Genomic DNA, 26233 nt, shown 5'->3' on the forward strand with positions numbered 1-26233 from the left:
AACGTTTACCAAGTCGTGTGCCATCCGTCGCCGACAAGGAGACCGAGCGCGGGATGGCAACGGCGTCGTTCGTAGGTTCTTGCCTCGAACGTCCAGCGGGCTATGCGTAAGCTCGCCGTCCTTTGACGGTCAGCCGCGTTCCTGACTTACTCACCGGTCGTGCCGTCGATGAGTTCTCGCGCCACGTCCAGTTGCCCTACGTGACGCGCGTACTCCTGGAGAAGGTGGAACAAGATTCTCCCCAGAGATGGGGCTTGCTCTGGATCGTGGAACCGGCCGCCGATGTCGGCCCGATCGTCGAGAGTCGCCTCAGAGACCAGTGTCCGCGAGCGTTCGACTTCGTCGCGGTACGCGGTCAGGACCGCAGTCGTGGACTCCGACGTTGCCGCCCACCCCGACTCGTCGCCGCCGGGAAGGTAGGGGGGCACGTCTTCGGCTGCGAACCCCCACCTGAGCCAGCGCCGTTCGACCATGCCGAGATGCTTGATGAGTTGCAGTGGCGACCACCCCAGCGGTTCCACAGGGGTTCTCATTTGTGCTTCTGACAGCCCGGAAATCTTGCGAAGGAGCCGGTCGCGATACCAGTCGAGGTAGCCGATGAGCAGGTGATGAGTGTTCCGCGTCGTGGCGGGAGGATCGCCCATCTCGCCGAGAAGGGCCGGGGGATCGGGTTGGTTGGTTGCCTCCATGTTCGTGAACTTAGCTAGAGCGGCAGACAGCCGAGCCGACACAACATCGGAACTGCATGCTGCGAAGCGTGCTGCGGCAGGCGAAGGAGCCGGCGGGGCTGAGGTGACGCCGGACCCCTAGCGCCGGGACGGTGCTGGAGGTGGTGGCGGTCGAGCTTGCGCGAGGATGTCGAATGCCGCTTGCGCTGTCGGTCGGCTTGCACAACCCGATGAGACCGACCGCGACCGGTTACCGCAGGTAGGTCCGGTCCTGGAAGTCGTCATCCCCGGTGTCGTCCGCCTGAAACCGAGGTGGTGGGCCAGTCTTGGCGTCTTCCCCCGGAGTCGCCACGTGTCCGGTTCCGGCCTTCATCAGGTGCTGGAACTGCCCGAACTGGTCACCCAGCAGCGGTTCGGCGACCTCGTCGAGCTGCTCGGCGGCGTTGCGGGTCGCTTCCCGAATCGTCGACAAGATCGTCTTCTGGAGCACCACGTGCGACTGGCGAGCCGCTTGTGCGTCCAACTGGAGGTCCAGCACTGCACCCGAGGATGCCGCGGTGACAGTTACCGAGCGATCCGCGCTGGTCGCCGTGCCGCGCACGTTCTCCACGGCGGATTGCAGCTCGTCGGCCTTCGCGGCCTGTTCTTGCACGTTGCGCATCAGCTGTTCCATGCGCTCGGAGATCTCGGACATCGATGATCTTCCCCCGTTCTTCTCGAATCACCGAGCGAGAGCGTCGACGATTTGCTTGGCGTGCCAGCTCCCGATGTTCGGCGGCCATGCGCTCAAGACGACCCACGAACCATCCGTGAAACGGATTTCCAACCGTGCTCGCGCCAAGAGCCGAGGACGGCGGCGAGCCATCGCGACCGCATCCCGAGACGCCGTCCACAACACGCTCATCGGACCGCCTGACTCCCGTTGCCCCAGCAGCAGGAGACGTCGGTCGGAAACGGCCAGGTATGATTCCCGGACCTCTTTGGTGCTCTGTTGAACGGCGCGAGCGGCGGATCCACCCCGTCCTTCGCAGGTGCGCCCGCCGAACCACGATTCGGGGAAGTCCCTCGGACCCGCGGGGCCGGCGCCGAAGAGTGCGAACGGAGCGAGCAGTGCTCGGACCACTCCGCGCCGCGGGCGGCTTCTCCCCTCCGCGCGCTTGACGGCTGCACCCGCCCGGCCCGCGACCTCGCCGAGCTTGTCGTGCACCCGGTCGGCATCCGGTTCCGCGCCGCGAGACCCGCGGGTTACTCCGTAAGCCACCGTCGCCGGGCTCAATGCCAGCAGCGTTTCCTGGTTCTGCAGCGCTCGCTGAGCGGCGTCACCGTGGATCTTAAATGCGTTCAACAGCGGCATGGTCACTGACCTTGGTTCGGTTGCGGATTGATCTCGCCGGAACTGGATTGAGCGTACTTGTAGACGTCCTTGCCGATGTTCGCTCCGAGCCCGGCCGCGCCGCCCGGAACCGGCTCGCCGATCGCCTGCCCGAGCGGTATCCGGGCCGGCGCCGTGTAGGCGGATTTCCCACCGCGCGCCAGGAGACCTTCGCGGCTGAACAGACTGGTCGACTTCTTCAGGTCCTTGAGTTCCTCGAAGCCCCGCTTGTAGGTGTCCAGGCCCCGCTTGAGCTGCTTCATCAGGTCATGCAGCCGGTCCATCAGCTTTGCCAGCTTTTCGACGATCTTCATGACCCGGGAGAACGCGCGCGCCGCGTTGGCAGCTGCCGCGGCTGCCCCCGCTGCCATCGACGCCCCTGCGCTGATCACGGCCAGAGCCAGGCTGATCAGCAGGTCCGCGATCAGGAACATGAGCAGGTCGACGAGGATGTCCAGGATCAGGTTCGCGGCTTCGGCGCACCCTTGGGCGGCCTGCACGAGCAGCTCGGAGGTGTCGTCGAGGTTCTTGGCGACTTCGTCGAGGGTCGTGCCGATCTGTTCGAGCTTGGCGCCGAAGGCGTCGGACGCCGCACCCTTCCAGTGCTGCCGGGTCTGCGCGCCGTCCGACCGCTGCTGCGAGGTGATCTCGCGGGTGCGCGAGGCGGCGTCGCGCCAAACTTCGGCCGCCCGCACCAGATCGTCCGGATCTCCGGAGACCATCTCGATGACCTCGATGAACGGATCCGCCAAGGGCCGCACGATTGATCGGACCTCGCCGGGAAGTCCGTTGAGCAGGCTCTCCAGCTGGTTATTGACCTCGATCTTGCCTGGAGCGGTCATCGCAGCCGGCCCCCTAGTCCAGCTCGTCGATGAGCTGGGCGAACTCGGCGACGAGCATGGTGTCGATCTGCTCGTACACCTCGCGGCAGCCGGCGACTAGACCGCCGAGGTCGCGCATCGCGTCGGCGCAGGCGCCCAGGCTCTCCAAACTGGACTGAACTCGCTGTTCGTAGCCGTCGAAGATCTCACCGCTGCCCGGCATCAAACCGAAGCTCTCGCGGCCGACGCTGGCTTGCTCGAGCTTCTGCACGATCTTGTCGAAGTCCGCGGCATGCCGCTGCGAGGCGCGGTCGAACTCGGTAAGCGCTCCCAAGTCGACGTCGATCTGCTGACCTTCCATGGATCCCCCTTGTCCGTCAGCCGCGTAACAATCACCCGTGCGAGTGATGTTGCAGTCTAGGGCGGCCTTGCACCGGACGTCCGGCCTTCCACGAGTTCGGCTCTTCGGTTACCTCCCGAGCTGGTCTCGATCGGCTTCAGGTAGCGGCGTGAGCAAGCGAAACAGCAGCGGCGACGCGGCGGTGTAAACGCTTTCCGGCTCGTCGGCGACGGTGCGTGTCGGCCGCGAACAGGCCAGTCGCGATTGCAAGATCAGTAGGATCGTGCTGCGCGGGATATCCGCGAGGGGATGCCGGGAGGCGGTCGGTGGAAATCTTCGCTGATCGACGCATCGAGATTCGCGCATTGCCGGAGTTGGGGATGTGACGAACAGCAAATCTCCTCGGCGGTTCGCGGAATCCGTTTGAAATGTCCCGGGCGCCGGGCTCGTCCGGCACACGGACCGCCGGTGATCGCCGGGCGGTAACCCCGTCGCGATTGTCCGAGTGCGCATCGAGTTCCTGTTCCGCAGCGTTGCTGAATCGTGTCGAGCAGCGGCGGAAAGTCGTCATAGCGGCGGTTCGGCCGAAGATGCTGCGGTGAGTTGGCACGGCAGCCGCAAAAGTCGGTAGGGTGGCCGCACCGACACCCCTCGAGCAGCGTTGCGGCTCGCCTTTCGATGAGCACCGAGCGCATGCGCGCGCGCACGATCCGTGATGCGTGATCACCGCCACGCGCGACTGGCGTCACATTAAGGGGGTGTGCGAGCCATGTCGCGCTTCAGTGGTGCGACCATAGCGGCATGGCTGGTAAATCCGAACCCACCCGGATTCTCATCCTCGGCGGCGGCTATGTCGGCATGTACACGGCGCTGCAGCTTCAGTCGAAGCTCGGGCGCCGGGAAGCTTCCGTCACCGTGGTCGACCCTCAGCCGCACATGACCTACCAGCCCTTCCTGCCGGAAGCGGCCGCGGGCTCGGTCGAGCCTCGCCACGTGGTAGCGCCACTGCGACGAGTCCTGAAGCGGTGCCACGTGATCACCGCAGGCGTCACCGAGATCAACCACGCCGACAAGGCCGTGACGATCGAGAACCCGCAGACCGGTGCCGAAACGCTGCACTACGACCAGCTGGTCGTCGCGCTCGGCTCGGTGCCCCGGCTGTTGCCCATCCCCGGCCTGGCCGAGCAGGGCATCAGCCTGAAAACCGTCGGCGAAGCCATCTACCTGCGCAACCACGTGCTGGCGAAGATGGACGCCGCGGCCAACACCTCCGACGAGGAGATGCGTTCCCGGCTGCTGACGTTCACGTTCGTCGGCGGCGGCTTCGCGGGCGCGGAAGCGCTCGCCGAGCTGGAGGACATGGCCCGGTACGCGACGCGCTACTACGAGAACATCTCGCGCGACGACATGCGGTGGATCCTCGTCGAAGCCGCAGGCCGGGTGATGCCCGAGGTCAGCGAGAAGATGGGCGTCTACGTCGTCAAGGCGCTGGAAGAGCGCGGCATCCAGGTCTACCTGAACACCTTCCTGAAGACCGTCGAGAACGGGCACGCGGTGCTGTCCGACGGCACCGAGTTCGACACCGACACGCTGGTGTGGAACGCGGGTGTGAAGGCGAACCCGGTGCTGAAGGACTCCGACCTGCCGCTGGACGAACGGGGCCGGGTCAAGGCGACCGCGCACCTGCAGGCGGAAGGACTGCCGGACGTGTGGGTCGCCGGTGACTGCTCGGCGGTGCCGGACCTGTCCAAGACCGACGACGACCCGTCCGCGACCTGCGCGCCGTCCGCGCAGCACGCGGTGCGCCAGGCCGATCAGCTCGGCAAGAACCTGCTGGCCAGCCTGCGCGGCAAGCGGACGAAGGAGTACCACCACAAGTACGCCGGTTCGGTCGCCGGGCTGGGGCTGTACAAGGGTGTGGCCGACGTCTACGGCTTCAAGGCCAAGGGGTTCGTCGCGTGGTTCATGCACCGCACGTACCACGTGAGCCGGATGCCCACGTTCAACCGCAAGCTGCGGATCATCGTGGACTGGACGCTGGCGTTCCTGTTCCGCAGGGAGGCCGTGTCGATGGGCCAGATCCAGGACCCGAAGGCCGATTTCGAGCGCGCCGCGGCGAGCTAAGTTACCGGCGAGTGTTCGCTGGGTAGCGGCATTGGCGCTCTCGTGATGGGACTGCTCCGCGCAGGCGATCAGGTGACCCGCTACTCTTGACATTGAGTAGCGGGGAACCGAAAACTGTACGGGCATCGTCACCTGAAAGGATGCCGCGGTCCCGGAAGGGGTTGAAACCTTTGACGCTCCAGGAGCTTGCCGCTCTGCTGCGCAGCGGAGAGGTCCAGGACGGTCCGCTGGCCGACTTCGCGGCCGAATACCGCGCCGCGTCCGAGGTGTTCCGCAAGAAGGACGACTGAGTCCGGATGCCCGCCGCGCGGGCGCCGGGCGCACTCGCTGATTCGCGGTATCGCAGGAGGCTGGGGTTGATGAGCGAGGGGGCGGACGATCTCGCGCGCCCCTTTCCGCCCGCGCACGACTTCCGGCCGGGCCCGTTGCTGCTGCAGGGCCAGGACTACTTCTTCCGCTCCGACGACGCGAGCCTCGACTTCCAGGAGCGGATGCACCGCGCCGACCTCGTCGACGAGGGCGACGGCGACCCCACCCCGTGCGTGCTGGTGCTGGCGCGCGCGGCGGACATGGAGATGAACGAGCTGTCGCTGGCGCTGGCCGAACGGGACATCCGGATGGTGCGGATCGACGCGGACCGGTGCCTGGAGGTCGCGCTCACCGTCTACACCGACAACCCGCTGATCGAGTTCGAGCGCTGGCTGCTGCGCCCGATCCTGGTGTGGCGCAGGCACTTCGACATCACCGCGCTGCCGGTCGACCCGACCACCGTGCACGGCGCCTACGTCCGCGAGCAGTGGCGCGCGGTGTCCGGCTGGTTGTCCGGGCGCACCGACTGGGAGCAGATCAACCCGGTGCGCTCCAGCTCGCACCTGGACCGGCTGACGCAGCTGCGGGACGCGGCGGCGTTCGGCTTGCGGGTGCCGCGGACGACCGTGACGACGCTGCCCGGCCGCAACCGGCCCGGCGGGGACAACTGCATCGTCAAAACCGCCGGGCATCACCTGCTGGAGCCGGAACCCGGTGCGTTGCGCGGGCTTTTCCCGCGACCGCTGGACATCCGCCGCTCCACCGAGGGGCGCGAACCCGCGCCGGTGCTGGTCCAGCAGTACCTCGAGGCGGACCACGAGATCCGCGCGTTCGTCGTCGGCGAGCGGGTGATCGCCTACCGGGTGGACAAGCTCGATCCCGCGCAGCTGTGGGTCGATCCGGATTCCGTGGTGGTGGAGCGGGTCGAGCTGCCCAGCGATCTGATCACCAAGCTGCTGGCGCTGTGCCGCTACTGGCGGCTGGACGTGGCCGCGGTCGACTTGCTCGCGGTGCGCGGTGAGCACGTGTTCCTGGAGGTCAACGTCAACTGCGACTGGCGCTGGTTCGAGCACCGGGCGCAGGACGGGTCGGTCTCCGCGGCGGTGCACTCGTGGGTCGCCGAGCGGTTCGAGCACCTCTCCGCCGCGGCACCGTTACCGGGGTGGAGCCGGTGAGCCCACCCGCCCGTCGCTCGTTGATCGTGCAGCCACCGGTTGCTCTGCACGGCGGTTTTCGATCAGCCGGAACCGCGGGCACGCTCGATGCGTCCCACCCGGCGGCCCCGCCGTTCACCTGACGGCAGCGCGCGGCCGAGCCCCCGTAGCCCAATTGGCAGAGGCAGACGACTTAAACTCGTCCGAGTGTCGGTTCGACCCCGACCGGGGGCACCCTCCCTGTCCCGCAGGCGCGCGGAATTCGCATCGTTCCCGCTGCGCAGCGGGGATCACCAAGGCGCCGGACGCCGGATTCCGCTCAGCGGGGCCAGATCCGGGTAGGGGTGGCGGCGCACTGGACGTCGAAGATCACTTCCTCGTCCTCGTCGGTTTTGGTGGAGCAGATGAGCACGTCGATCGACTCGGTGTCTCCGGGCACGGTGTATCTCGCGACGCCGATGCCCGTGTCCCGTCGATCGGCTCCGCGCTTCCTTCGCCCCCGCCGTTGTGGAAGGACCGGTGCGTGACCGAACCGCCGGGTTGCCGGGCATCGACGTAGAGCCGGGTGCCGAGGTAGTTCGCGACGTTGTCGAAGACGTCCCCGGACACTTCCAGCTCGCCGTCCGTGGTGCGGGTGATGGTGCCTTCGGCGTAGGCGCCGTCGACGTTCTCACTGGTCGACCAGCCGGCCGCCGGGCCGCGCTGGACCAGCAGCGCGATGGCCCCGATGATCAACCCGAGCAGGAACGCACCGAGCGGGCGCATCGTGCGGCGTGCGGACGCGGCCCGTCGCCCCGCGCTGCGGGTGAGGATGACGGCGGCGAACAGCCCGGTGGCCGGCACGGGCAGGATGCGGGTGACCAGCAGGCCGAAGCCGTCGGCCGGGATGTTCACGAACAGGTAGCCGACGAGGACCAGCGGCAGCACCGTCGCGGCGCGCAAGATCGAGCGCTTCGGCGTCTTCGGCACCGACTCCGGCCGGGCCGGGACTTGCCGGTGGTCGGTGAGCGCCTCGGCGACCATGCCCAGCACGACGATGGCGCCCATCAGCACCAGGCCGACGAGTCGCCAGCCGTGCGAACCGGCGGCATCTGAATAGATCAGCAGCAGCGTGGCCAGCAGCAATGTCGCACTCAGCGGAATCAGGGCCTGCTCCCGCGGGCGCGCGGCCGGTTCCTCGTGGGCGGCGATGTCCCGACTCTCGTCGTGCAGCGGGAGGCGGGTATGGACTGTGGCTTTGACCCTGCGGAACTGCCGGATGGACAACAGCAACGACGCGATGCCGATGAACGCCGAAACGACCGACGCGATCTTGTCCCAGGCGTCGAGCAGGTCTGACATTCGATCAAGTTTGGCGGATCGATCACGCGGTGTGATCCACCGTAAGCCTGGTGATTAGATGCCGATCGCGGGGCTCGGCCGCGCGGAACCGATCCGTTTCCGACCAACGCCACGGTGCGGGTGCGATCCGCGTAGTCTCGTGATCGCCGGAAGTCGGCGCGCGTGCCCGCTCGGGGCGGACCGGCGCCGGGCGCCCGGCGAGGCCACGTGGTGTGGCGTGCCGCTGACGAAACCCCCAGTCACGTCAGCGGCACACCGCCCGCCAGCCGGCTGCTGCCCGGAGTCACCGCGGAGGAATGTGCGCCTGGCTCCTCCCGGCGCAGCCCGTGTGCGAAAGCATGGCAGTCATCGGCGCCCGGTTGGGTCTGCCCGGCACCGGTGAACGCGGAAATGCCTGCGCAACATGGCGCATCGGATTTTCCGGTCCGGATCCGGACCGGAGGAGGACGGAGATGACGGACCGGCGGACGGGTTCTTCGGCATCGGGTGCGGGATCGCGAGCGCTGTTCGCGGAACGGTTCGCGCTGCTTTACGTAACCGCCGGTGATCCGCCGTTGAAGCGGGTCGCCAAAGCCGTCGAACGCACCCGCAAGCTGGACGAGCGGGGCCGCCCGATCCGCGCGATGGCGCAGCGGATCAGCGACTGGCGCCGCGGCCGCAACGTGCCCGCCCGGTTCGCCGCATTGTCGGTCGTGCTGGAGATCCTGATCGGCGAAGCCCGCAAGCAGCGGGCGCAGCCGCCGGTGGAGGGCCTCTACGACGTGCAGGCGTGGCGGCGGCTCTGGGAAGAGGCGCTGGCCACCCCCACCTCGTCCGAGCCGTCCGCGGACCAGCCGCCCGCGGACGAGGCACCGAGCTCCGCCGAGCCGCCCGCGGAAGACTCCGGGCTGTGCCCGTACCGCGGGCTGGCCGCCTTCCAGGAGGCCGACTCCGCGTGGTTCTTCGGCCGCGAGCGCAGCACCGGAACGCTGGTCGACCGGCTCGGGATGGCCGCCGAGGAAGGCGGCATCACCATGCTCGTCGGCGCCTCCGGGGCGGGGAAGTCGTCGTTGCTGCGCGCCGGGCTGATCCCGGCGATCGCCGCGGGCGCGCTGCCGGAGCAGGGCTCGGCGTCCTGGCCGGTGCGCACCGTGACACCGGGCGACGATCCGCTGAAAGTGCTGATCAGCCTGGTTCCGGAGCTGGGTGCGCTGCTCGGCGAAGTCGAGCAGGTGCCGGCGGGCGCCGACGAGGAGTTCCGCTTCGCCGAGGCGGTCCGCGACGCCGTGTCCGGACACCTGCGCGCCCAGCAGGGCGACGAGGCGCGGCTCGTGCTGGTCGTGGACCAGTTCGAGGAAACCTTCACGATGTGCCCGGACGACGCCACCCGAGCGTTGTTCGTGCAGGCCCTGCACGCCATGTGCACCACCGGGAACGCGCCGGGCCTGGTGGTGCTCGGACTGCGCGCGGACTTCTACGGGCGGTGCCTGGACTTCCCGGAGCTGGCCGAGGCGCTGCAGAACCGGCAGATGGTGCTCAGCGCGATGACGCTGGCCGAGTTGCGCAAAGCGATCACCGGTCCGGCCAAGGCCACCGGGCTGCAGATCGAGTCCGGCCTGGTGGACGTGCTGCTGCGGGACCTGGGGGCGGGCATCGGCCGTTCCTACGGCAAGCCGGGGCAGCGGGCCTACGACGCGGGTGCGCTGCCGCTGCTTTCGCACGCGCTGCTGGTGACCTGGCAGCGCAGGCAGAGCGGCCGGCTCACGATCGCCGGCTACCGCGCGGCGGGCGGCATCCAGACCGCGGTGGCGGGCAGCGCCGAACGCGCCTGGGCCGAGCTGGACGAAAGCGGGCAGACCGCCGCTCGGCAAGTGCTGCTGCGGCTGGTGCACGTCGGCGACGACACCCAGGACACCCGCCGGCGCGCCACCCGCCAGGAGATTATCGACCGCGCCGAGCACCGCGAGGCCGCGCGGCGCGCGCTGGACGTGCTGGCTTCGGCGCGGCTGGTGACGTTGGAGTCCGAAGCCGTCGAGATCAGCCACGAGGCGCTGCTGTACGCCTGGCCGCGGTTACGCGGGTGGATCGACCAGGACCGCGCGGGCAACCTCGCGCGGCAACGGCTGGAACGGGACGCCGAAGCCTGGTACGCGGAGAACCAGGACCCCTCGCTGCTCTACCGCGGCGCGCGGCTGAAGACCGCGCGGAGCTGGGCGCAGCAGGAGCCGGGCGCGGAGCTGAGCACGGCAGGCCGCGAGTTCCTCGAAGCCTCGCTGCGGCACCGCCGCCGGGCCGGCTGGTCCCGCCGCACGGGTGTCGCCGCGGTGTGCCTGTTCGCGGTGATCGCCGCCGTCGCCGGGATGCTGGCGGTGCAGCAACGCTACGACGCCCGGTTCCGCCAGGTGCTCGCGCAGGCCGACCAGGTGCAGGCCACCGATCCGTCCGCGGCGGCCCGGCTGAACCTGCTGGCCAAGCGGATGCGCCCGGACGATCCCGACGTGCACACCAGGCTGCTGTCCACCCAGAGCACCCCGCTGGCCACCCCGATGACCGGCCACCACGGCGCGGTGTACCTGACCACGTTCAGCCCGGACGGGAAAACCTTGGTCACCGCCGGCTACGACCGCACTGTGCGGTTGTGGGACGTGTCCGATCGAGGTGCGCCGAAACCGCTCGGGCCGCCGCTGACCGGGTTCGGCAGCTGGGCGACCTCGGCGGTGTTCAGCCCCGACGGCCGGACGCTGGCCGCCGCGGCCGACGACGGCCTGGTGCGGCTCTACGACGTTGCCGACCCGGCGCACCCGCGTCCGCTGGGCCCGCCCATCACCGGCGGCGACGGCACGGTCTACCTGCTCACGTTCAGCCCGGACGGGCGCACGTTGGCGACCGCGAACGAGAACTCGACGGCGCGGCTGTGGAACGTCTCCGACCCGGCGCGCCCGGCCGAGCTCGGTGAGCCGCTGCGCGGGCACACCGCGCGGGTCCGGACGCTGGACTTCAGCCCGGACGGGCGCACGCTGGCCACTGGTGGCGACGACTCGACGGTGCGGCTGTGGAACGTCGCGGACCCGGCCCGCGCGTCTCCGGTCGGCCCGGTGCTGCGCGGGCACACCGGAGGGTTGCACTCGGTGGCGTTCAGCCCGGACGGCAGCAAGCTGGCCTCCGGCAGCGTGGACAAGACGATCCGGCTCTGGGACACCCGGGACCCGGCCGGGGCGGGATCGCTCGGGCCGGTGCTGACCGGGCACGCGGCCCCGGTGTGGTCGGTGAAGTTCAGCCCGGACGGCAACAAGCTCGCCTCCAGCAGCGAGGACAGCACGGCCCGGCTGTGGAACATCAGCGATCCGCGCAACCCCGCCCAGCTCGGGCAGAACCTCGCCGCAGGCAGCAGCACCGTCTACGCGGTCGGGTTCAGCCCGGACGGGCGCACGCTGGCCACCGGCAGCGACGACGGCGTCGTCCGGTTGTGGTCGCTGCCCGAACGCGTCCTGTCCGGGCACTCCGCGGCGGTCAACTCGGCGGAGTTCAGCCCGGACGGCCGGACCATGGTCAACGCGGCCGAAGACCGCACGCTGCAGCTGTGGGACACCACCGACCCGCTGCACCCGCGGAAGCTGCGGCCGCCGCTGGAGGTGCACGACGGTCAGTCCGGCTCGGTGCACCTGGCGTTCAGCCCGGACGGCCGGACGCTGGCCACCGGCGGCGGTGACGGCCAGGTCCGGTTGTGGGACTTCAGCGATCCGGCGCGTCCGAAACCGTTGGGCGCGCCGCTGGCCGTGGACACCCGCTACGTCGGCGACGTCGCGTTCAGCCCGGACGGCACCGTCCTCGCCGCAGGCGACACCGACACCACCGTGCAGCTGTGGGACGTGCGGGATCCGCTGCACCCGAAGCGGCTCGGCACGCCGCTGTCCGGGCACACCGGTTTCCTGAACCTGATCGCCTACAGCCCGGATGGGCGCACCTTGGCGACCGCGGGCGACGACGGCACGCTGCGGCTGTGGGACGTGCACGACCCGGCGCGCGCACACCTGCTCGGGCCGCCGCTGACCGCGCACGGCTCGGCGGTGAAAGCCGTGGCGTTCAGCCCGGACGGCAAGACGATGGTCAGCGCGGGCAACGACAAGGTCGCGCGGCTCTGGGACATCACCGACCCGGCGGCACCGAAACCCGTGGGCGGGCCGCTGGCCGGGCACTCGCAGTCGGTGATCTCGGTGGCGTTCAGCCCGGACGGGCGCACGTTGGCGACCGGCAGCGTGGACCGCTCCGTGCGGCTGTGGGACGTGTCGGACCCGGACGAGCCGCGGGCGATCGGGCAGAGCCTGTCCGAGCACGGGGCCGCGGTGAACGCGGTGCGGTTCAGCCCGGACGGGCGGGTGCTGGTCTCCACCAGCGAGGACAACACCGTGCGGCTGTGGGACCTCGACGTGGAACACGCGATCCGGCGCATCTGCGAGTCGACCAGCGGGGTGCTGCCGAAGCCGCAGTGGGAGCGGACCATCCCGCAGGTCGCTTACCGGGACGTGTGCTCGTCCTGACCGCGGCCGTCAGCCGCGGGACAGCTCGCGGGCCCGGGTCGCGATGGCGGTGAGTTCCCGCGGGAGTTCCTGCGCGTCGAACCGGCGGCGGACCACGGCCCGGTTCGCGGCCCGCACTTCGGCACCGCCGGTCAGCAGCTCGGCGATGCGCCGCACCTCGTCCGGGCCGGGCACGATCAAGCCCGCGGCGCGGATCTCGCGCAGCACCGGGTACGGCCCGGCGGCCACGAGCCGACCGGCCGCGGCGGCCTCGACGACGGGCAGGCCCCAGCCTTCCCAGGTCGATGGCAGCACGACCAGGTCCGCGGCGGCGTAGAGATCGGCCTGTTCGGCCACGCGCCCGCGCACCAGCCCGGGTGCGCGGGCGAGCGCTTCGGCGACTTCGCCGCCTGCGGGCTCGTCGTCGGTGAGCCAGTAGCGCACCGGAGCGCCCAGTTCCTCCTCCAGATCCAACGCGAGCCGTACCGCGCCGGGGATGTTCTTGTTCGCGCTCTCCACCCGCGCCGGGTGCGCGATCAGCGTCTCCGCAGGCCGGACGCCGAACCGGTCGCGGGTCCCGGCGCGATCTCCGCTGCTCAGCGCGTCGACGTGCACCCGGTTGTGCAACACGCGCAGCGCGTCCGCGCGGGCCAGCTCGGGCCAGCGCCCGGCGAACTCCCGCGCGGTGTGCTCGTTGATCAGCACGTGCAGGTGGGCGGGGTGGTGCAGCGGCACGGTGTCCCCTTCGACCCGGCGCAGCGCGGGCCCTTGCCATGCCGGATCGTGGTGGCGCAGCACGGTCGGGATGCCTGCTTCCAGGGCGTGCCGCTGCCAGGCCGCGGAAGCGTCCGGCGCGCTCCACAGCGAACCGGCGTTGTCCAGCACCAGCAGGTCGTGCCCGCGGCACAGCTCGCGGATCGTGCCGTGGTCGACGGCGGGCGGTGCACCACCGGGCCGGTCCGCCCACATTCCCCGGACCAGCACGTCACCGGGTTCGTCGGCGGCGAAATGGCCCGCCGCACGGGTCACCGTCGCGCCGAGCGAGCGGAACCCGCTCACCCACTTGGCGGCCTCCACGCTGACCCCGTCGAACCCGCCCAACCGGTGCGACACCAGGCACACCCGCATCGCCACCTCCTTCCCGCGGCCGCATCCTGCCAGTTCGCCGTGATCGAACCGTTTCGGCGCGAACGCCGTTGCGGTCCTGCGGCGTTGCGTAAGGTCCGCGCCATGCGTCTTCTGAGATCTTTGGGCAGCTTGCGCGCGGTGATCACCGCTTTGGTGGCGATCACCGCGGTGCAGATCGGGCTGATCGCGTTCGGCAACATCACCGACTACGGGACCAACGCGGAATTCGTGCAGCACGTGTTCGCGATGGACACCACGTTCCAAACCAACGGCACGATGTGGCGGGCGATCACCACGCCGGGGCTGGCCCAGGCCGGCTACCTCGCGGTGATCGTGTGGGAGGTGCTGACCGCGGTCGTGCTCGTGGCCGCGTTCGTCTTCTGGGTGCGCCCCGGTTCGCAGGGCATCGAGACCGCGCGGAGGCTGGCCAGCCTCGGTTGGCTGCTGGAACTGCTGCTGTTCGGCGGCGGATTCATCACCATCGGCGGCGAGTGGTTCCAGATGTGGCAGTCGGACAAGTGGAACGGTTTGCAGCCGGCGTTGCAGAACCTGGTCATCGCCGGGATCGGGCTCGTTCTGGTGCACCTTCCGATGCGGGAGTCCGCCGAGCGGTGAAGGTGTTGGGGCGTTCGCTGATTGGTGGGGAAATCCGCGAGCGCCACCAGCCCCGAGCCGACTGGGAAGTGTTTTGCCGGTGTTCCGGCCGAGTCCGCGGGATCCCGCAAGCGGCTGGCGCCGCTCGTGAAACCGCCCGTAGCATTCGGCCGCGTGCGAGTCCTCTTCTCCAGCCTGGCCAGCTACGGCCACACCTATCCGATGGTCCCGTTGGCCCGCGCCGCGCTCGCGCAGGGCCACGAAGTCGTTTTCACAACCGGTGCGCAATTCCTGCCCGCGCTGCGCGAGCTCGGATTGGGCACTGCTGCGGTGGGCATGTCCATCCCGGAGGGGTACGCCGCGGCGGGCGCGGGCGAGCGCCGTCCGGAACCGGGCAGCGAGGCGTGGAAGAAGCTCATGACGCAGGTCTTCGCGGGCGAGTTGCCCCGGCGGTTCGCTGTCGATCTCCAGCCGGTGCTGGCGGCGACCGAACCGGACCTGGTGGTGCACGAAGCGGGCAACCACGGTGCCGGAATCGCCGCGGCGCGCGCCGGTATTCCGGGCGTCTGCCACGGATTCGGACTGGTCGCACCGGACGATTTCGGCGATTTCGGACCGACGTTGCGCGCGGTCGCCGCGGAATTCGACGTGGAACTGCCCGCAGGCGAGTTGCGCGCGCTCGGCAACCCGTTCCTGGACGTCGCCCCGAAATCGTTGCAGGAATCCGAATTGGCCGTCCAGCGGATTCCGCTGCGCCCGGTGCCGTTCGCCGAGCCCGGCGAGCTGCCGCCGCTCGGCGGGACGCGACCGCTGATCTACCTGACCCTCGGCACCGCGTTCGGCGATGCGGAAGTGCTCGGCCGAGCGATCGGCGGGCTCGCCGAGCTGGACGCCGACGTGCTGGTCAGCGCCGGGCCGACGGTCGAACCGGCGGCGCTGGGCGAGCTGCCCGCCAACGTCTCGGTGCACAGCTGGCTGCCGCAGGCCGAGTTGCTCGGCCGGGTCGACCTGATCGTGCACCACGGCGGCAGCGGCACCATGCTCGCCGCCGCGGCAGCGGGGTTGCCGCAGCTGCTCCTGCCGCGGGGCGCGGACCAGTTCCGCAACGCCGCTGCCGTGGCGGAACTCGGTGCCGGCACGGAACTGCTGGGAGCCGACGTCACCACCGCGAACGTGCAGGACGCCGCGGAAGCCCTGCTGGGCGGCGCGCAGCACCGGCGCGTCGCGCGCGAACTCGCCGCCGAGATCGCCGCGATGCCGTCCCCGGAATCCGTTGCCGAGTGGCTCCCCGAGTTCGCCCGGTGAGGGTCCGCCCGGTGCGGGACGGCCGCACATCACCCCCAGCAGATGTGCGGCCGCACCCGTTCGGACCGCGCACGTGCCGGAAACTCATCGCGCGGGTGTGACTTCGCGCTTGTCCGCGGGCGACTCCGCGAGCAGCGCGGCGGGCAGCCCGAACGTCTCGAACAGCCCCGGATCGCCGAACGCGACCACGTGCCGCACCCGGCCGCCCGCCAGCGTGAGGACCTGGAGCTGGAACGGCTCGAACTCCCCGTGCGGACCACGCATGTAGACCCCGAACGCGGGCTGCCCGTTCGCGGCGGTGCCCACCAGGCGCATGTCCCCGGGGCCCGCGGGGCAGCGCTGCGCGATCAGTTCGCCGATCGTGGCCGGACCCGTGTACCAGCCGGTGAACGGCGGCATCTCCCACACCGCGTCGGAGGTGAACAGCGCGACGATCGCCGAGACGTCCTTCGCCTCGAACGCCGCGACCCACTCCTGCAGCATCGCCCGCTGGCGCGGTTCGAGCGGTTCGATCACGTCGTCCTGCGCGGGCACTGCCTGTTCGAGCTGCGCCCGGGCGCGTTGCAGGCTGCTGTTGACCGCCGCCGTCGTCGTGCCGAGCAGGTCGGCGACCTCCGCGGCCCGCCACTTCAGCACCTCCCGGAGCAGCAGCACCGCCCGCTGCTTCGGTTGCAGGTGTTGCAGCGCCGCGACGAACGCCAGCCGGGTGCTCTCCCGCTCGGCCACGATCGCGGCGGGGTCTGCGCGCTCGGGCAGCATCGCGTCCGGCACCGGCTCCAACCACGGCACTTCGCGCTGTTCGTCCAGCGCGTCCTGCGGCGCCGAGTCGGGCGCGCCGAGCCCGGTCGGCAGCGGCCGCTTGCCCCGGTTCTCCAGCGCGGTCAGGCACACCGTGGTCGCGATCCGGTGCAGCCAGGTGCGCAGCGAGCTGCGGCCTTCGAACCGGTCGTAGGCCCGCCAGGCCCGCAGGTAGGTCTCCTGCACCAGGTCTTCGGCGTCGTGCACCGAGCCGAGCATCCGGTAGCAGTGCGCCAGCAGCTCCCGCCGGAACGGGTTCGCCTGCTGCAGGAATTCGTCGTCCACGAGGCTGTTGGTCATGGTCATGGCGGTCCGCCTCCTGCCAGGGCCGGCTCGTGGCCGGCCGCCTTCCCGCGTGTGTCGCCACGGTAAGTCGCCGCACCGACAATCCCTCCCCGGCGACGAAACGTCGGCGCTCCCAAAATCCGGCTTCGGCCGTTGCGGGTGCAGAGCCGAACGGCCGTGATTCGCACCGCCGGGGCGTGCCCGGGCAGGGGCGAGCCCAGCCGGTAAGCAAGCCGACTCGCCGATGCATGATGTCCGGCTTCGGGTGGTTCCCGGCTTCGTAGAATCCCCGGGTGACTTCCGCGCAGAGCAGCCTCAGCGACCCTGCCGAGTACGGCGACTCCGACTCCGCCGCGCTCGGAGTGCTGCGCCGCGTCTTCGGCTACGACTCGTTCCGCGGGCAGCAGCAGCAGATCGTCGAGCACGTCGGCGCCGGTGGGGACGCGCTGGTGCTGATGCCGACCGGGGGCGGGAAGTCGCTGTGCTACCAGGTTCCTGCGCTGGTGCGAGCCGGGACCGGGGTGGTCGTCTCGCCGCTGATCGCGCTGATGCAGGACCAGGTCGACGCGCTCACCGAGCTCGGGGTCCGCGCCGGTTTCCTCAATTCGACCCAGGACCCGGACCAGCGGCGCGCGGTGGAGGCCGCGTTCCGCAACGGGGAGCTGGACCTGCTCTACCTCGCGCCGGAACGGCTGCGCCTGGATTCGACCGTCTCGCTGCTGGACGACGGCAAGGTGTCGCTGTTCGCGATCGACGAGGCGCACTGCGTCGCGCAGTGGGGCCACGACTTCCGGCCGGACTACCTGGCGCTGTCGATGCTGCACGAGCGCTGGCCGGACGTACCGCGCATCGCGCTGACCGCCACGGCCACTCAGGCGACCCGCGGCGAGATCGCGACCAGGCTGCAGCTGGAGCAGGCGGGCCGGTTCGTGGCCAGCTTCGACCGCCCGAACATCCAGTACCGGATCGTGCCCAAGAACGACCCGAAGAAGCAGTTGCTGGAGCTGCTGCGCACCGAGCACGCCGGCGACGCGGGCATCGTCTACTGCCTGTCCCGCTCGTCGGTGGAGAAGACGGCGGAGTTCCTCTCGCAGCACGGGATTCCGGCGGTGCCGTACCACGCGGGCCTGGACGCGAGCACCCGTGCGGCGCACCAGTCCCGGTTCCTGCGCGAGGACGGGCTCGTGGTGGTGGCCACGATCGCGTTCGGCATGGGCATCGACAAGCCCGACGTGCGCTTCGTCGCGCACCTCGACCTGCCGAAGTCGGTGGAGGGTTACTACCAGGAGACCGGCCGCGCCGGGCGGGACGGCGCGCCGTCGACGGCGTGGCTGGCCTACGGGCTGCAGGACGTGGTGCAGCAGCGCAAGATGATCAACAACTCCGAGGGCGACGAGGCGCATCGCCGCAGGCAGGCCACGCACCTGGACGCGATGCTCGCGCTGTGCGAGACGGTGGAGTGCCGCCGGGTGCAGCTGCTGGCCTACTTCGGCCAGCCCGGGCAGCCGTGCGGGAACTGCGACACCTGCCTGCATCCGCCGGAGTCCTGGGACGGCACGGTCGCCGCGCAGAAGCTGCTCTCGGCGGTGTACCGGTTGCTGCACGAGCGGCGGCAGAAGTTCGGCGCGGGCCACGTGATCGACGTCCTGCTCGGCAAGTCGAACGCGAAGATCCAGCAGCACGGCCACGACGAGCTCACCGTCTTCGGCGTCGGCACCGACCTGCGCGACGACGATTGGCGCGGCGTGGTGCGCCAGCTGCTCGCGCAGGGACTGCTGGCGGTGGAGGGCGATTACGGGACTCTGGTGCTGACCGAGACCAGCGGTGAAGTGCTGCGCCGCGAACGTTCCGTGCGGCTGCGCCGGGAGCCGGAAAAGCCCGCCAAGGCCGCGAAACCGGCCAAGTCGGGCCGTGCCGAGGCGGTCGAACTCCCCGCCGAGGCCGCCCCGGTCTTCGAGCGCCTGCGCGCGTGGCGCGCGGCCACCGCCAAGGAGCAGGGCGTGCCCGCCTACGTCATCTTCCACGACGCAACGCTGCGCCAGATCGCCGCGCGGGCACCCGCGAGCTTGGACGAGCTGGGCACGATCAGCGGCATCGGCCAGAACAAGCTGAGCAAGTACGGCGAAGCGGTTCTCACGGCGCTGGCCGAGGAGTGAGCGGCCCGCCACGAAGTGCGTCGGCCACTCGGAGTCCGGAGCGCACCGCCTTCGAGCGCGGTCGCCGCCGGGTTACTCTCCGTGCCGAGTTCACGCCCCTTACTCGTTCGGATGGCCGGACATGGCACCCTGGTAGAGCTGAGGGCGGTGTGCGGAGCGCCCGTGCAAGCTGCCCGGGGCGAACCGGGCGATGACCAGGAGTGGTTGAGTGTTCGACTTTATCCTCTATCCGGTGTCGGCCATCTTGTGGTTCTGGCACAAGGTTTTCGGCACCGTGCTGGGGCCGGACAACGGCTTCGCCTGGGCGTTGGCGGTGTTCTTCCTGGTGTTCAGCTTGCGCGTGTTGCTGCTCAAGCCCGCGATCAGCCAGATGCGCGCCGGCCGGAAGATGGCGAAGTTCTCCCCGCAGATCCAGAAGCTGCGGGAGAAGTACAAGAACGATCGCCAGCGCATGGCGCAGGAGATGCAGAAGCTGCAGTCCGAGCACGGGGTGAACCCGGTCGGCGGCTGCCTGCCCGCGCTGCTGCAGATCCCGGTGTTCCTGAGCCTGTTCCACGTGCTGCGCGGGTTCACCCCGCAGGCGCAGAGCAACTACATCTTCAACCGCGCCGAAGTGGTGTCGTTCACCAAGGCCGACATCTTCGGCGCGAAGCTCGGCAACTGGCTCACCCAGCCCGCCGCGGAGCTCGCCCAGTTCGACACCACGCGGGCGAACATGATGGCGGTCGGCATTCCGCTGATGGTGATCGCCTCGATCGCGACGTTCTTCACGATGCGGATGTCGCAGAAGCGCCAGACCGACGCCTCCATGACGAATCCCCAGACCGCGATGATGGGGAAGTTCATGATGTACGTGGCGCCGGTCGGCACCTTGTTCTCCGGCTGGGTGCTGCCGATCGCCGTGGTGCTGTACTTCATGGCGAACAACATCTGGACGCTGGGCCAGCAGCACTTCATCAGCAACAAGATCGACCGCGAGCAGGAGCGGGAGAAGGAGAAGGAACTCGCCGCGAAGAAGGACGCGCCGCGTCCGAAGCCGGGGCAGAAGCCTTCGCAGACCAAGAACAACGACTCCGGCGACGGCGAGGCGACCGAGACCGCCGAGCAGTCCGAGAACGGCCAGGCCCCGTCGTCCGAGGACGGCGCCACCGCGGTGACCGGCAGCAAACCCGCGCCCGGTGCGAAACCCGCGCAGCAATCAAGTCCGGGCAACCGGCGCCCGCAGCAGAAGAAGCGCCCCGGCAAGCAGGCCGCTTCCGCCAAGAAGAGCAAGAAGCGCCGTTAGCGCAGCAGCAAAAAAGCGGGATCCCCGGGTGGGGATCCCGCTTTTTCGCGTTCGTCAGGCCGGTGTGGCGACCACGATGCGGTTCTCGTCGTAGCCGAGCCCGCCGCCCACGTACCGGCCGCCGCAGGTGACCAGCACCAGCCGGTGCGGCCCGCCCTGGCCGAACAGCTCGGCCGCCCGGGCGGGCAGTTCTTCCTTGGAGACCGTGACGACTTCGGAGACCCGGTAGCGGTATTCGCGGCCGCCGTCGTCGACCACGGTGACCGGCTGGTCCGCCGCGGACTCCCACAGCTCCTCGAACGGGCCTACCGAGCCCTTCCAGTTCACGTGCCCGGCCAGCACCGTCGCCCCGTCCGGGGCGTCCAGCCCGGCGCCCCACCAGGTGGCCTCGTCCACCCCGTCCGGCACCGGGAGGGTGCCGGAGCGGTCGACTTCCTTGCGCACCAGTTCCGCCGTGCCGCCCTGCGGCAGTTTGACGGTGCCCGGTGGCTGCCCGGCGGGGATCTGCACCGGCTGCGGCGGCAGGTCAGCGGCCTGCACGGGTCCTGGCGCCGGTTGCGCTCCGGTGGTGCCCCGCGGCGCCGAGGCGGCGACCTCGCGCCCACCGCCCAGCGTCCCGGCGACCACCCCGAAGGCCCCGGCGATCGCGAGCGCACCGGCCACGACCAGCGCGATCAGCCACCGCCGCCGCTTGGGGGCGGTCAACGCCTGCCCGCCGAGACGAGCCGCTTGCGGTACGCGACGCCACCGGTCACGGCCGCGCTGGTCAGCGCAAGTGCGCCGAGACCGAGCAGCCCGGCGGGCGTCCCGTCACCCGGCAACTCCACGACTCCGCCCGCACCTGGGTCGCCCGCGGGGATGCGGATCGGCACGGTCGGGGTGTTCGCCTTGTTGCTCAGGTTCAGCGCCAGCGTCGCGCCGGGTTCCAAGGTGCCGGTGACCGAGGGCGGTTGCTGCGGGTCGAACGCTTCCTCGTAGCCCTCCGCCGGAGCCACCTCGGTGATCTTGATCTCCTGCGGCGTGCGCAGGTCGGGGATCTCCGCGGTGCCCTCCGGACCGGTGGTGATCACGGCAGGCTGTCCGTCCTGCCCGGTCAGCGGGGTGCCGTCCTGGCGCAGTGCGGGCTGGTCGTCGGGCAGGCTCACGCGCAGCGCGACCCCGGCGATGCCTGCTTTGCTCTGCTCGTCGACCTTGCCGACGGAGACCGTCCCTGGCGCGGTCACCGCGGGGACGGTGTCGTCCACGGCGAGCTGTTTCTCGCCGCCGGTGGAGACCACCCGCTGCACGCCGTCCGGGTTCTGCACCGCCTCCTGCACGTGCGGCCGCTCGGCCGGGGTGGCCAGCTCACCGGAGACCTTCGGGTTCGGGCCGGTGGGGGTCACCTTCAGCTGCAGCGGCTCACCGCTTTCCGGAGTGGTGATGGTCCCGTTCTCGTCGAGCCCTTCGACCTCGGCGTCGGTGGCGTTGATCCGGACCGGGACGCCGGTGACGCCGCGGCCGTCCGGGTGCTCGACCGTGAACGTCCAGTCGGCCTGCTGCCCGATGACCTGTTCCTGCTCCGGCGCGGCCAGCGACGCCTGCCACGGCCCGCGGTTGCGTTCCGCGTCGGCGCGCAGCCGTTCGACCGCGTCCTTGGTGCTCTGCGGCAGCTTGCCGAACTGGAAGTCGACGTCGTAGGCGATCTGCTCGAACGGTTTGCCCGGGTCGAGGTCGTCCGGGGTGCGCGGCGGCGAGGTCCACGAGTGCAGCAGGTGCGCGAGCGCCGCCGCCTCGTCCGGGTTCTGCGTGCTGCCGTAGCGCAGCAGCAGGTAGGAGATGTTCGCCGCGACGTCGTCGGGCAGCGGGGTGCCCCACTTGGTCAGCAGTTCGTCGCCGGGCTGGTACTGCTCACCGGTGTCCGGCGCCTTCAGCGCGAACTGGACGCACCACACCTGCTTGTCGCCGACGATGTACGAGCCGAGCCAGTCGCGGTCCCGTTGCACGCCTGCGTAGGGCTGTCCTGGTTTGGTTTCGTGGCCGATCCCTTCTTCCGGTGCGGCGACGGCGGCGCCGGGCGTCGCCAGCAGCACGCCGCCGGCGAGCACAGCGGATCCGGCCACCGCTGTGAGCAATTTCTTGAACGTGCGCATCCATGCTCCAGTCTCGGTCTGGGAGAGCGGGGCGCCGACGTCCTCGCGATCAGCGGCTCACTTTCGTGAGCCGCTGACCGGCGCAAACCCCCCGACGTGGCACGCGGACGCCCGCAGCGGATACTTCCGGTCACGGAATGTGGTTACAAGCGGACATCCGGGTAATCGGCGCGGTCACCGAAAGCGACATCGGCGGCGGGCTCGGCCGAGATCGGCACTCTTCCGGCCCAGCGCAGCGGCCTTCCGAGGAGTTCCAGCAGTACCGGCCGCAGCCCGGTGGAAAGGTTGCCGCCGGAACGTGACCGTTATTCCCGGACATTGCGATGCGGAGTAGTTTCCGACGGGGCGGGCACTGATCACCGCCAGGCAGGTAATGTCGGCTTTACCTAGTCGGGAACCAACCGGCGGGTTCGGTCGTTAGCACGGTGACGGCGCAAAGCACGCCAGGAGGACGAGTTGCGCACAACGAGCAACCCAGCGTTCAAGAACCTGCCGGGACACAGCGGCGGGTACGCGAACTTCGACTACGGCCGGGGCGGCACCGCAGCGCCCGGCCGCGCGCCGGCTGCTCCGCCGCAGACCGCGCGTCCGATGACCATCGACGACGTGGTCACCAAGACGGCCATCACGCTCGCCATCACGCTGATCACCGGTGCTGCGACTTACGTCAGCGGGATGGCCATGCTGGCGCTGCCCGCTGCGATCGTGGGCCTGGTGGTGTCGCTGGTCATCATCTTCACCAAGAAGGTGCGCCCCTGGCTGGTCGTCACTTACGCCGCGGTCGAGGGCGTGTTCCTCGGCGGCATCAGCTACGTCTTCGGCGAACTGCTGAGCCGGACCGGCGTCGGCGGCCCCGGCATGATCATGCAGGCGATCGCGGGCACCATGGGCGTGTTCGCCGCGATGCTGGTGGTCTACAAGACCGGCGCGATCCGGGTGACGCCGAAGCTCACCAAGTGGATCATCGGCCTGGTCGCCGGTGCCGCGGTCGCGATGCTGGTCAACCTGGTCGTCGGGTTCTTCGTGCCCGGCGGGCTCGGCCTGCGCGACGGCAGCCCGATGGCCATCGGGTTCAGCCTGCTGTGCATCGGCATCGCCGCGTTCAGCTTCCTGCTGGACTTCGACGCCGCGGACCGGGCGATCAAGAGCGGTGTGGACGCCAAGGTCAGCTGGTACATCGCCTTCGGTCTGATGACCACGCTGGTCTGGCTGTACCTGGAGATCTTGCGGCTGCTGTCCTACTTCAACAACAACTAGCGCCGCGCAACGCACGAAAAGCGCCCGTTCCCAGCAGGGAACGGGCGCTTTTTCGGGAGCGTGATCCGTCGCTCACACCCGGCGCAGCGGGTCAGGAGAGCCGTTCGAGGACCATCGCCATGCCCTGGCCACCGCCGACGCACATCGTCTCCAGGCCGAACTGCTTGTCGTGCCACTGCAAGGAGTTCAGCAGCGTGTTGGTGATCCGCGCGCCGGTCATGCCGAACGGGTGCCCGACCGCGATCGCGCCGCCGTTGACGTTCAGCTTCTCCAGCGGCAGGCCGAGTTCCTGGTAGGACGGGATGACCTGCGCGGCGAACGCCTCGTTGATCTCGGCCAGGTCGATGTCGCCGATGCCCATCCCGGCGCGGGCCAGCGCCTGCTTGGACGCCTCCACCGGGCCGAGCCCCATGATCTCCGGGGACAGCCCGCTCACCCCGGTGGACACGATCCGCGCCAGCGGAGTGAGGCCCAGCTGCTTGGCCTTGGTGTCGCTCATGATCACCAGCGCGGCCGCGCCGTCGTTGAGCGCGCAGCAGTTCGCCGCGGTGATCCGGCCGTCCGGGCGGAACACCGGCTTGAGGCCGGACACGGCTTCCTTGGTGACCCCGGCGCGCGGCCCGTCGTCGGAGTCGACGATCTGTCCGGACGGCGTGGTCACCGGGGTGATCTCGCGCGACCAGAACCCGTTCGCGATCGCCTTCTCGGCGAGGTTCTGCGAACGCACGCCGAAGTCGTCCATCTCGTCGCGGGAGACGCCCTTGGCCCGTGCCAGGTTCTCCGCGGTCTGGCCCATCGGGATGTAGACGTCCGGGACCTTGCCGAACTCGCGCGGGTCGGTCCAGTCGTCGGCGCCCTGCTCCGCGGTGGCCTGGGTGCGGGCTTCGGCGTCGGCGAACAGCGGGTTGTGCGTGTCGTCCAGCGAGTCCGAGTTGCCCTTGGCGAACCGGGACACCGCCTCCACACCGGCGCTGATGAACACGTCGCCCTCACCGGCCTTGATCGCGTGCAGCGCCATCCGCGTGGTCTGCAGGCTGGAGGAGCAGTAGCGGGTGATCGTGGCGCCGGGCAGGTGGTCGTAGCCCAGCAGCACCGAGACGACGCGGCCCATGTTGAAGCCCTGCTCACCGCCGGGCAGGCCGCAGCCCAGCAGCAGGTCGTCGATCTCGGTGGGGTCCAGCTCCGGCACCTTGTCCAGCGCCGCGCGCACGATCTGCGCGGACAGGTCGTCCGGGCGGACGTCGACCAGTGCGCCCTTGCCTGCGCGGCCGATGGGGGAGCGGGCAGCGGAAACGATCACTGCTTCGGGCATGGCGGGAACTCCTTCGTTCGGGGCGTGCCGGGGCATGGTGTCCGATGCCGTGCTGCGCACTGTGCCCAACACCGTGCTGCGCACTGTGTCCAACACCGTGCTTCGCACGATCTCCAATACCGTGCTGCGCACGATGCTGGCACCGCGCCGGGCAGGACCGCGATGACCGCGTTGTAAGCGAACGCCGACGCACTGCGCACGACACCGAGCTGGCACGGCGTGCCGTTCTCGGCCACTGTAAAACCGACGCGGCCCGCTTCCGCCTGAGACGACCGTCACCTTCCGCGTGCGGTTCAGTCCGTGCCGCGGCGCCCGAAGCGCCGGTTGAGCCGGGCCATCGCCCGGCTGGTCGGCCGCCGCGCCTCCGCGGCCGCGGAACGGGTCGGTGCCTGCGGCAACGGTCCACCACTCCATTCGCCGATGGCCGCGCACAACGCGGGCAGCAGCAGCTTCGCGGCCGCCTCGTATCCGGCGGCGGACGGGTGGAACCGGTCCGGGCTGAAGAACTCCTGCGGCCGGGTCAGGAACTCCGGAGACAGCAGATCGGCCAACGGCACCGCGTGCCCGCCGGCGGCTTCCACGGCCCGGCGCTGCGCCCGCCCCAGCGCGAGGCTCCACGACGAGGCCACCGACCGCAGCGGCTGCGGGATCGGCCGGATCGCACCCAGGTCCGGGCAGGTCCCCGCGACCACGCCGACGCCCGCAGCGCGCAGTTCGCCCACCGCGGAACCGAGCAGCGCGGCGCAGGCCGCGACCGACTGCCGGGCGGTCACGTCGTTCGCGCCGATGATCACCAGCGCCAGCTGCGGCGGTCTGCTCAACGCCGCCTGCACCTGAGCGGCCAGGTCCTTCGAGGTCGACCCCACGATCGCGTAGGTGCTCAGCGCGACCGGCCGCCCGGTCTCCTCGGCCATGCCACGGGCGATCCGCGCGCCCGGCAGCTCGTACGGGGAGTCCACGCCCAGCCCCGCCGCCGACGAGTCGCCGAGCACCACCAGCTCCAGCGGCTCGGTGCCCGCGGGCAGGTCGGCGGGTGCCACCGGTCCGCTGCCGTCCGGCAGGTGGACCCCGTCGGAGCGCAGCGGCACCGCCGAGGGCACGCCGATCACCCGGCGCGCGTACCGCGACTGGCCGTTGAGCAGTCCGTACGCCGCTCCGGAAAGCCCTCCGAGGGTGCCGGCGGCCATCATCGCCAGCCGCACCGCACGAGCCCCGATCATGACCTGCCCCTCCTGCGCCGACCGGCGCGAAATCCGTCGGCCGCCCGATGTCGTCGGCTCGGACCGAAAAATCTCTCCATCACCGAAGACGCTGCCGACCGGCAAAACCTTCCCGCCTGGCGTGTCGGCCGGGCGGGCG

Annotated in this window: 20 protein-coding genes and 1 tRNA gene; 10 read left to right on the forward strand and 11 right to left on the reverse strand. The window is 70.2% G+C overall.

Annotation, left to right across the window (positions count from 1 at the left end):
• Nucleotides 1–146: 146 nt before the first annotated feature.
• From INP57_RS07470 to INP57_RS07485, 4 genes are all read right to left on the reverse strand, one after another.
• Nucleotides 147–689, reverse strand: a complete 543-nt coding sequence (locus INP57_RS07470) for a DinB family protein (protein ID WP_233626981.1) — start codon at nucleotides 687–689, stop codon at nucleotides 147–149.
• A gap of 229 nt (nucleotides 690–918) precedes the next feature.
• Complete coding sequence (locus INP57_RS07475) at nucleotides 919–1362, reverse strand: YbaB/EbfC family nucleoid-associated protein (RefSeq protein ID WP_200069279.1); 444 nt, start codon at nucleotides 1360–1362, stop codon at nucleotides 919–921.
• A gap of 662 nt (nucleotides 1363–2024) precedes the next feature.
• Nucleotides 2025–2882, reverse strand: coding sequence for a WXG100 family type VII secretion target (locus INP57_RS07480; RefSeq protein WP_200069280.1), 858 nt, complete (start codon nucleotides 2880–2882; stop codon nucleotides 2025–2027).
• A 13-nt stretch (nucleotides 2883–2895) separates the two neighbouring features.
• The gene (locus INP57_RS07485) at nucleotides 2896–3222 is read right to left on the reverse strand and encodes a hypothetical protein (RefSeq protein ID WP_200069281.1); all 327 of its coding nucleotides are present in this window, start codon (nucleotides 3220–3222) and stop codon (nucleotides 2896–2898) included.
• Between the two features lie 780 nt (nucleotides 3223–4002).
• On the opposite strand from INP57_RS07485, the gene INP57_RS07490 reads away from it, so the two are divergent.
• From INP57_RS07490 to INP57_RS07500, 3 genes are all read left to right on the forward strand, one after another.
• On the forward strand, nucleotides 4003–5325 hold the full coding sequence (locus tag INP57_RS07490; RefSeq protein WP_200069282.1) for an NAD(P)/FAD-dependent oxidoreductase: 1323 nt from the start codon (nucleotides 4003–4005) through the stop codon (nucleotides 5323–5325).
• A 359-nt stretch (nucleotides 5326–5684) separates the two neighbouring features.
• A complete protein-coding gene (locus INP57_RS07495; RefSeq protein WP_200069283.1) occupies nucleotides 5685–6809 on the forward strand; it encodes an ATP-grasp domain-containing protein in 1125 nt (374 codons plus the stop codon).
• A gap of 139 nt (nucleotides 6810–6948) precedes the next feature.
• Nucleotides 6949–7022, forward strand: a tRNA-Leu gene (locus INP57_RS07500).
• Nucleotides 7023–7157: 135 nt separating this feature from the next.
• Here the strand turns inward: INP57_RS07500 and INP57_RS07505 are convergent.
• Nucleotides 7158–8129: a hypothetical protein gene (locus tag INP57_RS07505; RefSeq protein WP_200069284.1), complete on the reverse strand. Its 972-nt coding sequence runs from the start codon at nucleotides 8127–8129 to the stop codon at nucleotides 7158–7160.
• A 452-nt stretch (nucleotides 8130–8581) separates the two neighbouring features.
• On the opposite strand from INP57_RS07505, the gene INP57_RS07510 reads away from it, so the two are divergent.
• Nucleotides 8582–12646 (forward strand): nSTAND1 domain-containing NTPase, encoded by a 4065-nt coding sequence (locus tag INP57_RS07510; RefSeq protein ID WP_200069285.1) that lies wholly within the window; start codon nucleotides 8582–8584, stop codon nucleotides 12644–12646.
• A 9-nt stretch (nucleotides 12647–12655) separates the two neighbouring features.
• On the opposite strand, the gene INP57_RS07515 is transcribed toward INP57_RS07510, so the two are convergent.
• The gene (locus tag INP57_RS07515) at nucleotides 12656–13753 is read right to left on the reverse strand and encodes a glycosyltransferase (RefSeq protein ID WP_200069286.1); all 1098 of its coding nucleotides are present in this window, start codon (nucleotides 13751–13753) and stop codon (nucleotides 12656–12658) included.
• Nucleotides 13754–13855: 102 nt separating this feature from the next.
• Between INP57_RS07515 and INP57_RS07520 the strand changes: the two genes are divergently transcribed.
• The gene (locus INP57_RS07520; RefSeq protein WP_200069287.1) at nucleotides 13856–14368 is read left to right on the forward strand and encodes a DUF2165 domain-containing protein; all 513 of its coding nucleotides are present in this window, start codon (nucleotides 13856–13858) and stop codon (nucleotides 14366–14368) included.
• A gap of 153 nt (nucleotides 14369–14521) precedes the next feature.
• Nucleotides 14522–15652 (forward strand): glycosyltransferase, encoded by a 1131-nt coding sequence (locus INP57_RS07525; RefSeq protein ID WP_200069288.1) that lies wholly within the window; start codon nucleotides 14522–14524, stop codon nucleotides 15650–15652.
• Nucleotides 15653–15736: 84 nt separating this feature from the next.
• Here INP57_RS07525 and INP57_RS07530 read toward each other — a convergent pair whose 3' ends face one another.
• Nucleotides 15737–16750, reverse strand: a complete 1014-nt coding sequence (locus INP57_RS07530; protein WP_374220925.1) for a sigma-70 family RNA polymerase sigma factor — start codon at nucleotides 16748–16750, stop codon at nucleotides 15737–15739.
• 278 nt (nucleotides 16751–17028) lie between these two features.
• On the opposite strand from INP57_RS07530, the gene recQ reads away from it, so the two are divergent.
• Together recQ and yidC are read left to right on the forward strand one after the other, a co-directional pair.
• Nucleotides 17029–18891 (forward strand): DNA helicase RecQ, encoded by a 1863-nt coding sequence (recQ, locus tag INP57_RS07535; protein ID WP_200069290.1) that lies wholly within the window; start codon nucleotides 17029–17031, stop codon nucleotides 18889–18891.
• 232 nt (nucleotides 18892–19123) lie between these two features.
• Nucleotides 19124–20176, forward strand: a complete 1053-nt coding sequence (gene yidC / locus INP57_RS07540) for a membrane protein insertase YidC (protein WP_374220918.1) — start codon at nucleotides 19124–19126, stop codon at nucleotides 20174–20176.
• A gap of 54 nt (nucleotides 20177–20230) precedes the next feature.
• Here the strand turns inward: yidC and INP57_RS07545 are convergent, their stop codons facing one another.
• Together INP57_RS07545 and INP57_RS07550 are read right to left on the reverse strand one after the other, a co-directional pair.
• Complete coding sequence (locus INP57_RS07545; protein ID WP_200069292.1) at nucleotides 20231–20881, reverse strand: class F sortase; 651 nt, start codon at nucleotides 20879–20881, stop codon at nucleotides 20231–20233.
• The gene (locus INP57_RS07550; protein ID WP_200069293.1) at nucleotides 20878–22305 is read right to left on the reverse strand and encodes a collagen binding domain-containing protein; all 1428 of its coding nucleotides are present in this window, start codon (nucleotides 22303–22305) and stop codon (nucleotides 20878–20880) included. The genes INP57_RS07545 and INP57_RS07550 overlap by 4 nt, the downstream gene beginning before the upstream one ends.
• A 456-nt stretch (nucleotides 22306–22761) precedes the next feature.
• On the opposite strand from INP57_RS07550, the gene INP57_RS07555 reads away from it, so the two are divergent.
• Nucleotides 22762–23562: a Bax inhibitor-1/YccA family protein gene (locus INP57_RS07555; RefSeq protein WP_200069294.1), complete on the forward strand. Its 801-nt coding sequence runs from the start codon at nucleotides 22762–22764 to the stop codon at nucleotides 23560–23562.
• 91 nt (nucleotides 23563–23653) lie between these two features.
• Here INP57_RS07555 and INP57_RS07560 read toward each other — a convergent pair whose 3' ends face one another.
• Nucleotides 23654–24874 carry an acetyl-CoA C-acetyltransferase gene (locus INP57_RS07560; RefSeq protein WP_200069295.1) on the reverse strand — a complete coding sequence of 407 codons (1221 nt, stop codon included), beginning with the start codon at nucleotides 24872–24874 and terminating at the stop codon, nucleotides 23654–23656.
• Between INP57_RS07560 and INP57_RS07565 the strand changes: the two genes are divergently transcribed.
• Nucleotides 24873–25040, forward strand: a complete 168-nt coding sequence (locus tag INP57_RS07565) for a hypothetical protein (protein ID WP_200069296.1) — start codon at nucleotides 24873–24875, stop codon at nucleotides 25038–25040. The two genes, INP57_RS07560 and INP57_RS07565, sit on opposite strands and share 2 nt — an antisense overlap.
• Before the next feature lie 127 nt (nucleotides 25041–25167).
• On the opposite strand, the gene INP57_RS07570 is transcribed toward INP57_RS07565, so the two are convergent.
• Nucleotides 25168–26094: an SGNH/GDSL hydrolase family protein gene (locus INP57_RS07570; protein ID WP_200069297.1), complete on the reverse strand. Its 927-nt coding sequence runs from the start codon at nucleotides 26092–26094 to the stop codon at nucleotides 25168–25170.
• Nucleotides 26095–26233: the final 139 nt, after the last annotated feature.

It is taken from the genome of Saccharopolyspora galaxeae (assembly GCF_016526145.1).
Taxonomy (GTDB): Bacteria; Actinomycetota; Actinomycetes; order Mycobacteriales; family Pseudonocardiaceae; genus Saccharopolyspora_C; species Saccharopolyspora_C galaxeae.

Coding starts and splice junctions, on each gene's coding strand:
- INP57_RS07515 (WP_200069286.1), bottom strand. CDS start 13,753: ATGCGGGTGTGCCTGGTGTCGCACCGGTTGGGCGGGTTCGACGGGGTC.
- INP57_RS07510 (WP_200069285.1), top strand. CDS start 8,582: ATGACGGACCGGCGGACGGGTTCTTCGGCATCGGGTGCGGGATCGCGA.
- INP57_RS07485 (WP_200069281.1), bottom strand. CDS start 3,222: ATGGAAGGTCAGCAGATCGACGTCGACTTGGGAGCGCTTACCGAGTTC.
- INP57_RS07560 (WP_200069295.1), bottom strand. CDS start 24,874: ATGCCCGAAGCAGTGATCGTTTCCGCTGCCCGCTCCCCCATCGGCCGC.
- INP57_RS07490 (WP_200069282.1), top strand. CDS start 4,003: ATGGCTGGTAAATCCGAACCCACCCGGATTCTCATCCTCGGCGGCGGC.
- INP57_RS07495 (WP_200069283.1), top strand. CDS start 5,685: ATGAGCGAGGGGGCGGACGATCTCGCGCGCCCCTTTCCGCCCGCGCAC.
- INP57_RS07480 (WP_200069280.1), bottom strand. CDS start 2,882: ATGACCGCTCCAGGCAAGATCGAGGTCAATAACCAGCTGGAGAGCCTG.
- INP57_RS07565 (WP_200069296.1), top strand. CDS start 24,873: ATGGCGGGAACTCCTTCGTTCGGGGCGTGCCGGGGCATGGTGTCCGAT.
- INP57_RS07475 (WP_200069279.1), bottom strand. CDS start 1,362: ATGTCCGAGATCTCCGAGCGCATGGAACAGCTGATGCGCAACGTGCAA.
- INP57_RS07550 (WP_200069293.1), bottom strand. CDS start 22,305: ATGCGCACGTTCAAGAAATTGCTCACAGCGGTGGCCGGATCCGCTGTG.
- INP57_RS07505 (WP_200069284.1), bottom strand. CDS start 8,129: ATGTCAGACCTGCTCGACGCCTGGGACAAGATCGCGTCGGTCGTTTCG.
- INP57_RS07530 (WP_374220925.1), bottom strand. CDS start 16,750: ATGACCAACAGCCTCGTGGACGACGAATTCCTGCAGCAGGCGAACCCG.
- INP57_RS07470 (WP_233626981.1), bottom strand. CDS start 689: ATGGAGGCAACCAACCAACCCGATCCCCCGGCCCTTCTCGGCGAGATG.
- INP57_RS07520 (WP_200069287.1), top strand. CDS start 13,856: ATGCGTCTTCTGAGATCTTTGGGCAGCTTGCGCGCGGTGATCACCGCT.
- INP57_RS07570 (WP_200069297.1), bottom strand. CDS start 26,094: ATGATCGGGGCTCGTGCGGTGCGGCTGGCGATGATGGCCGCCGGCACC.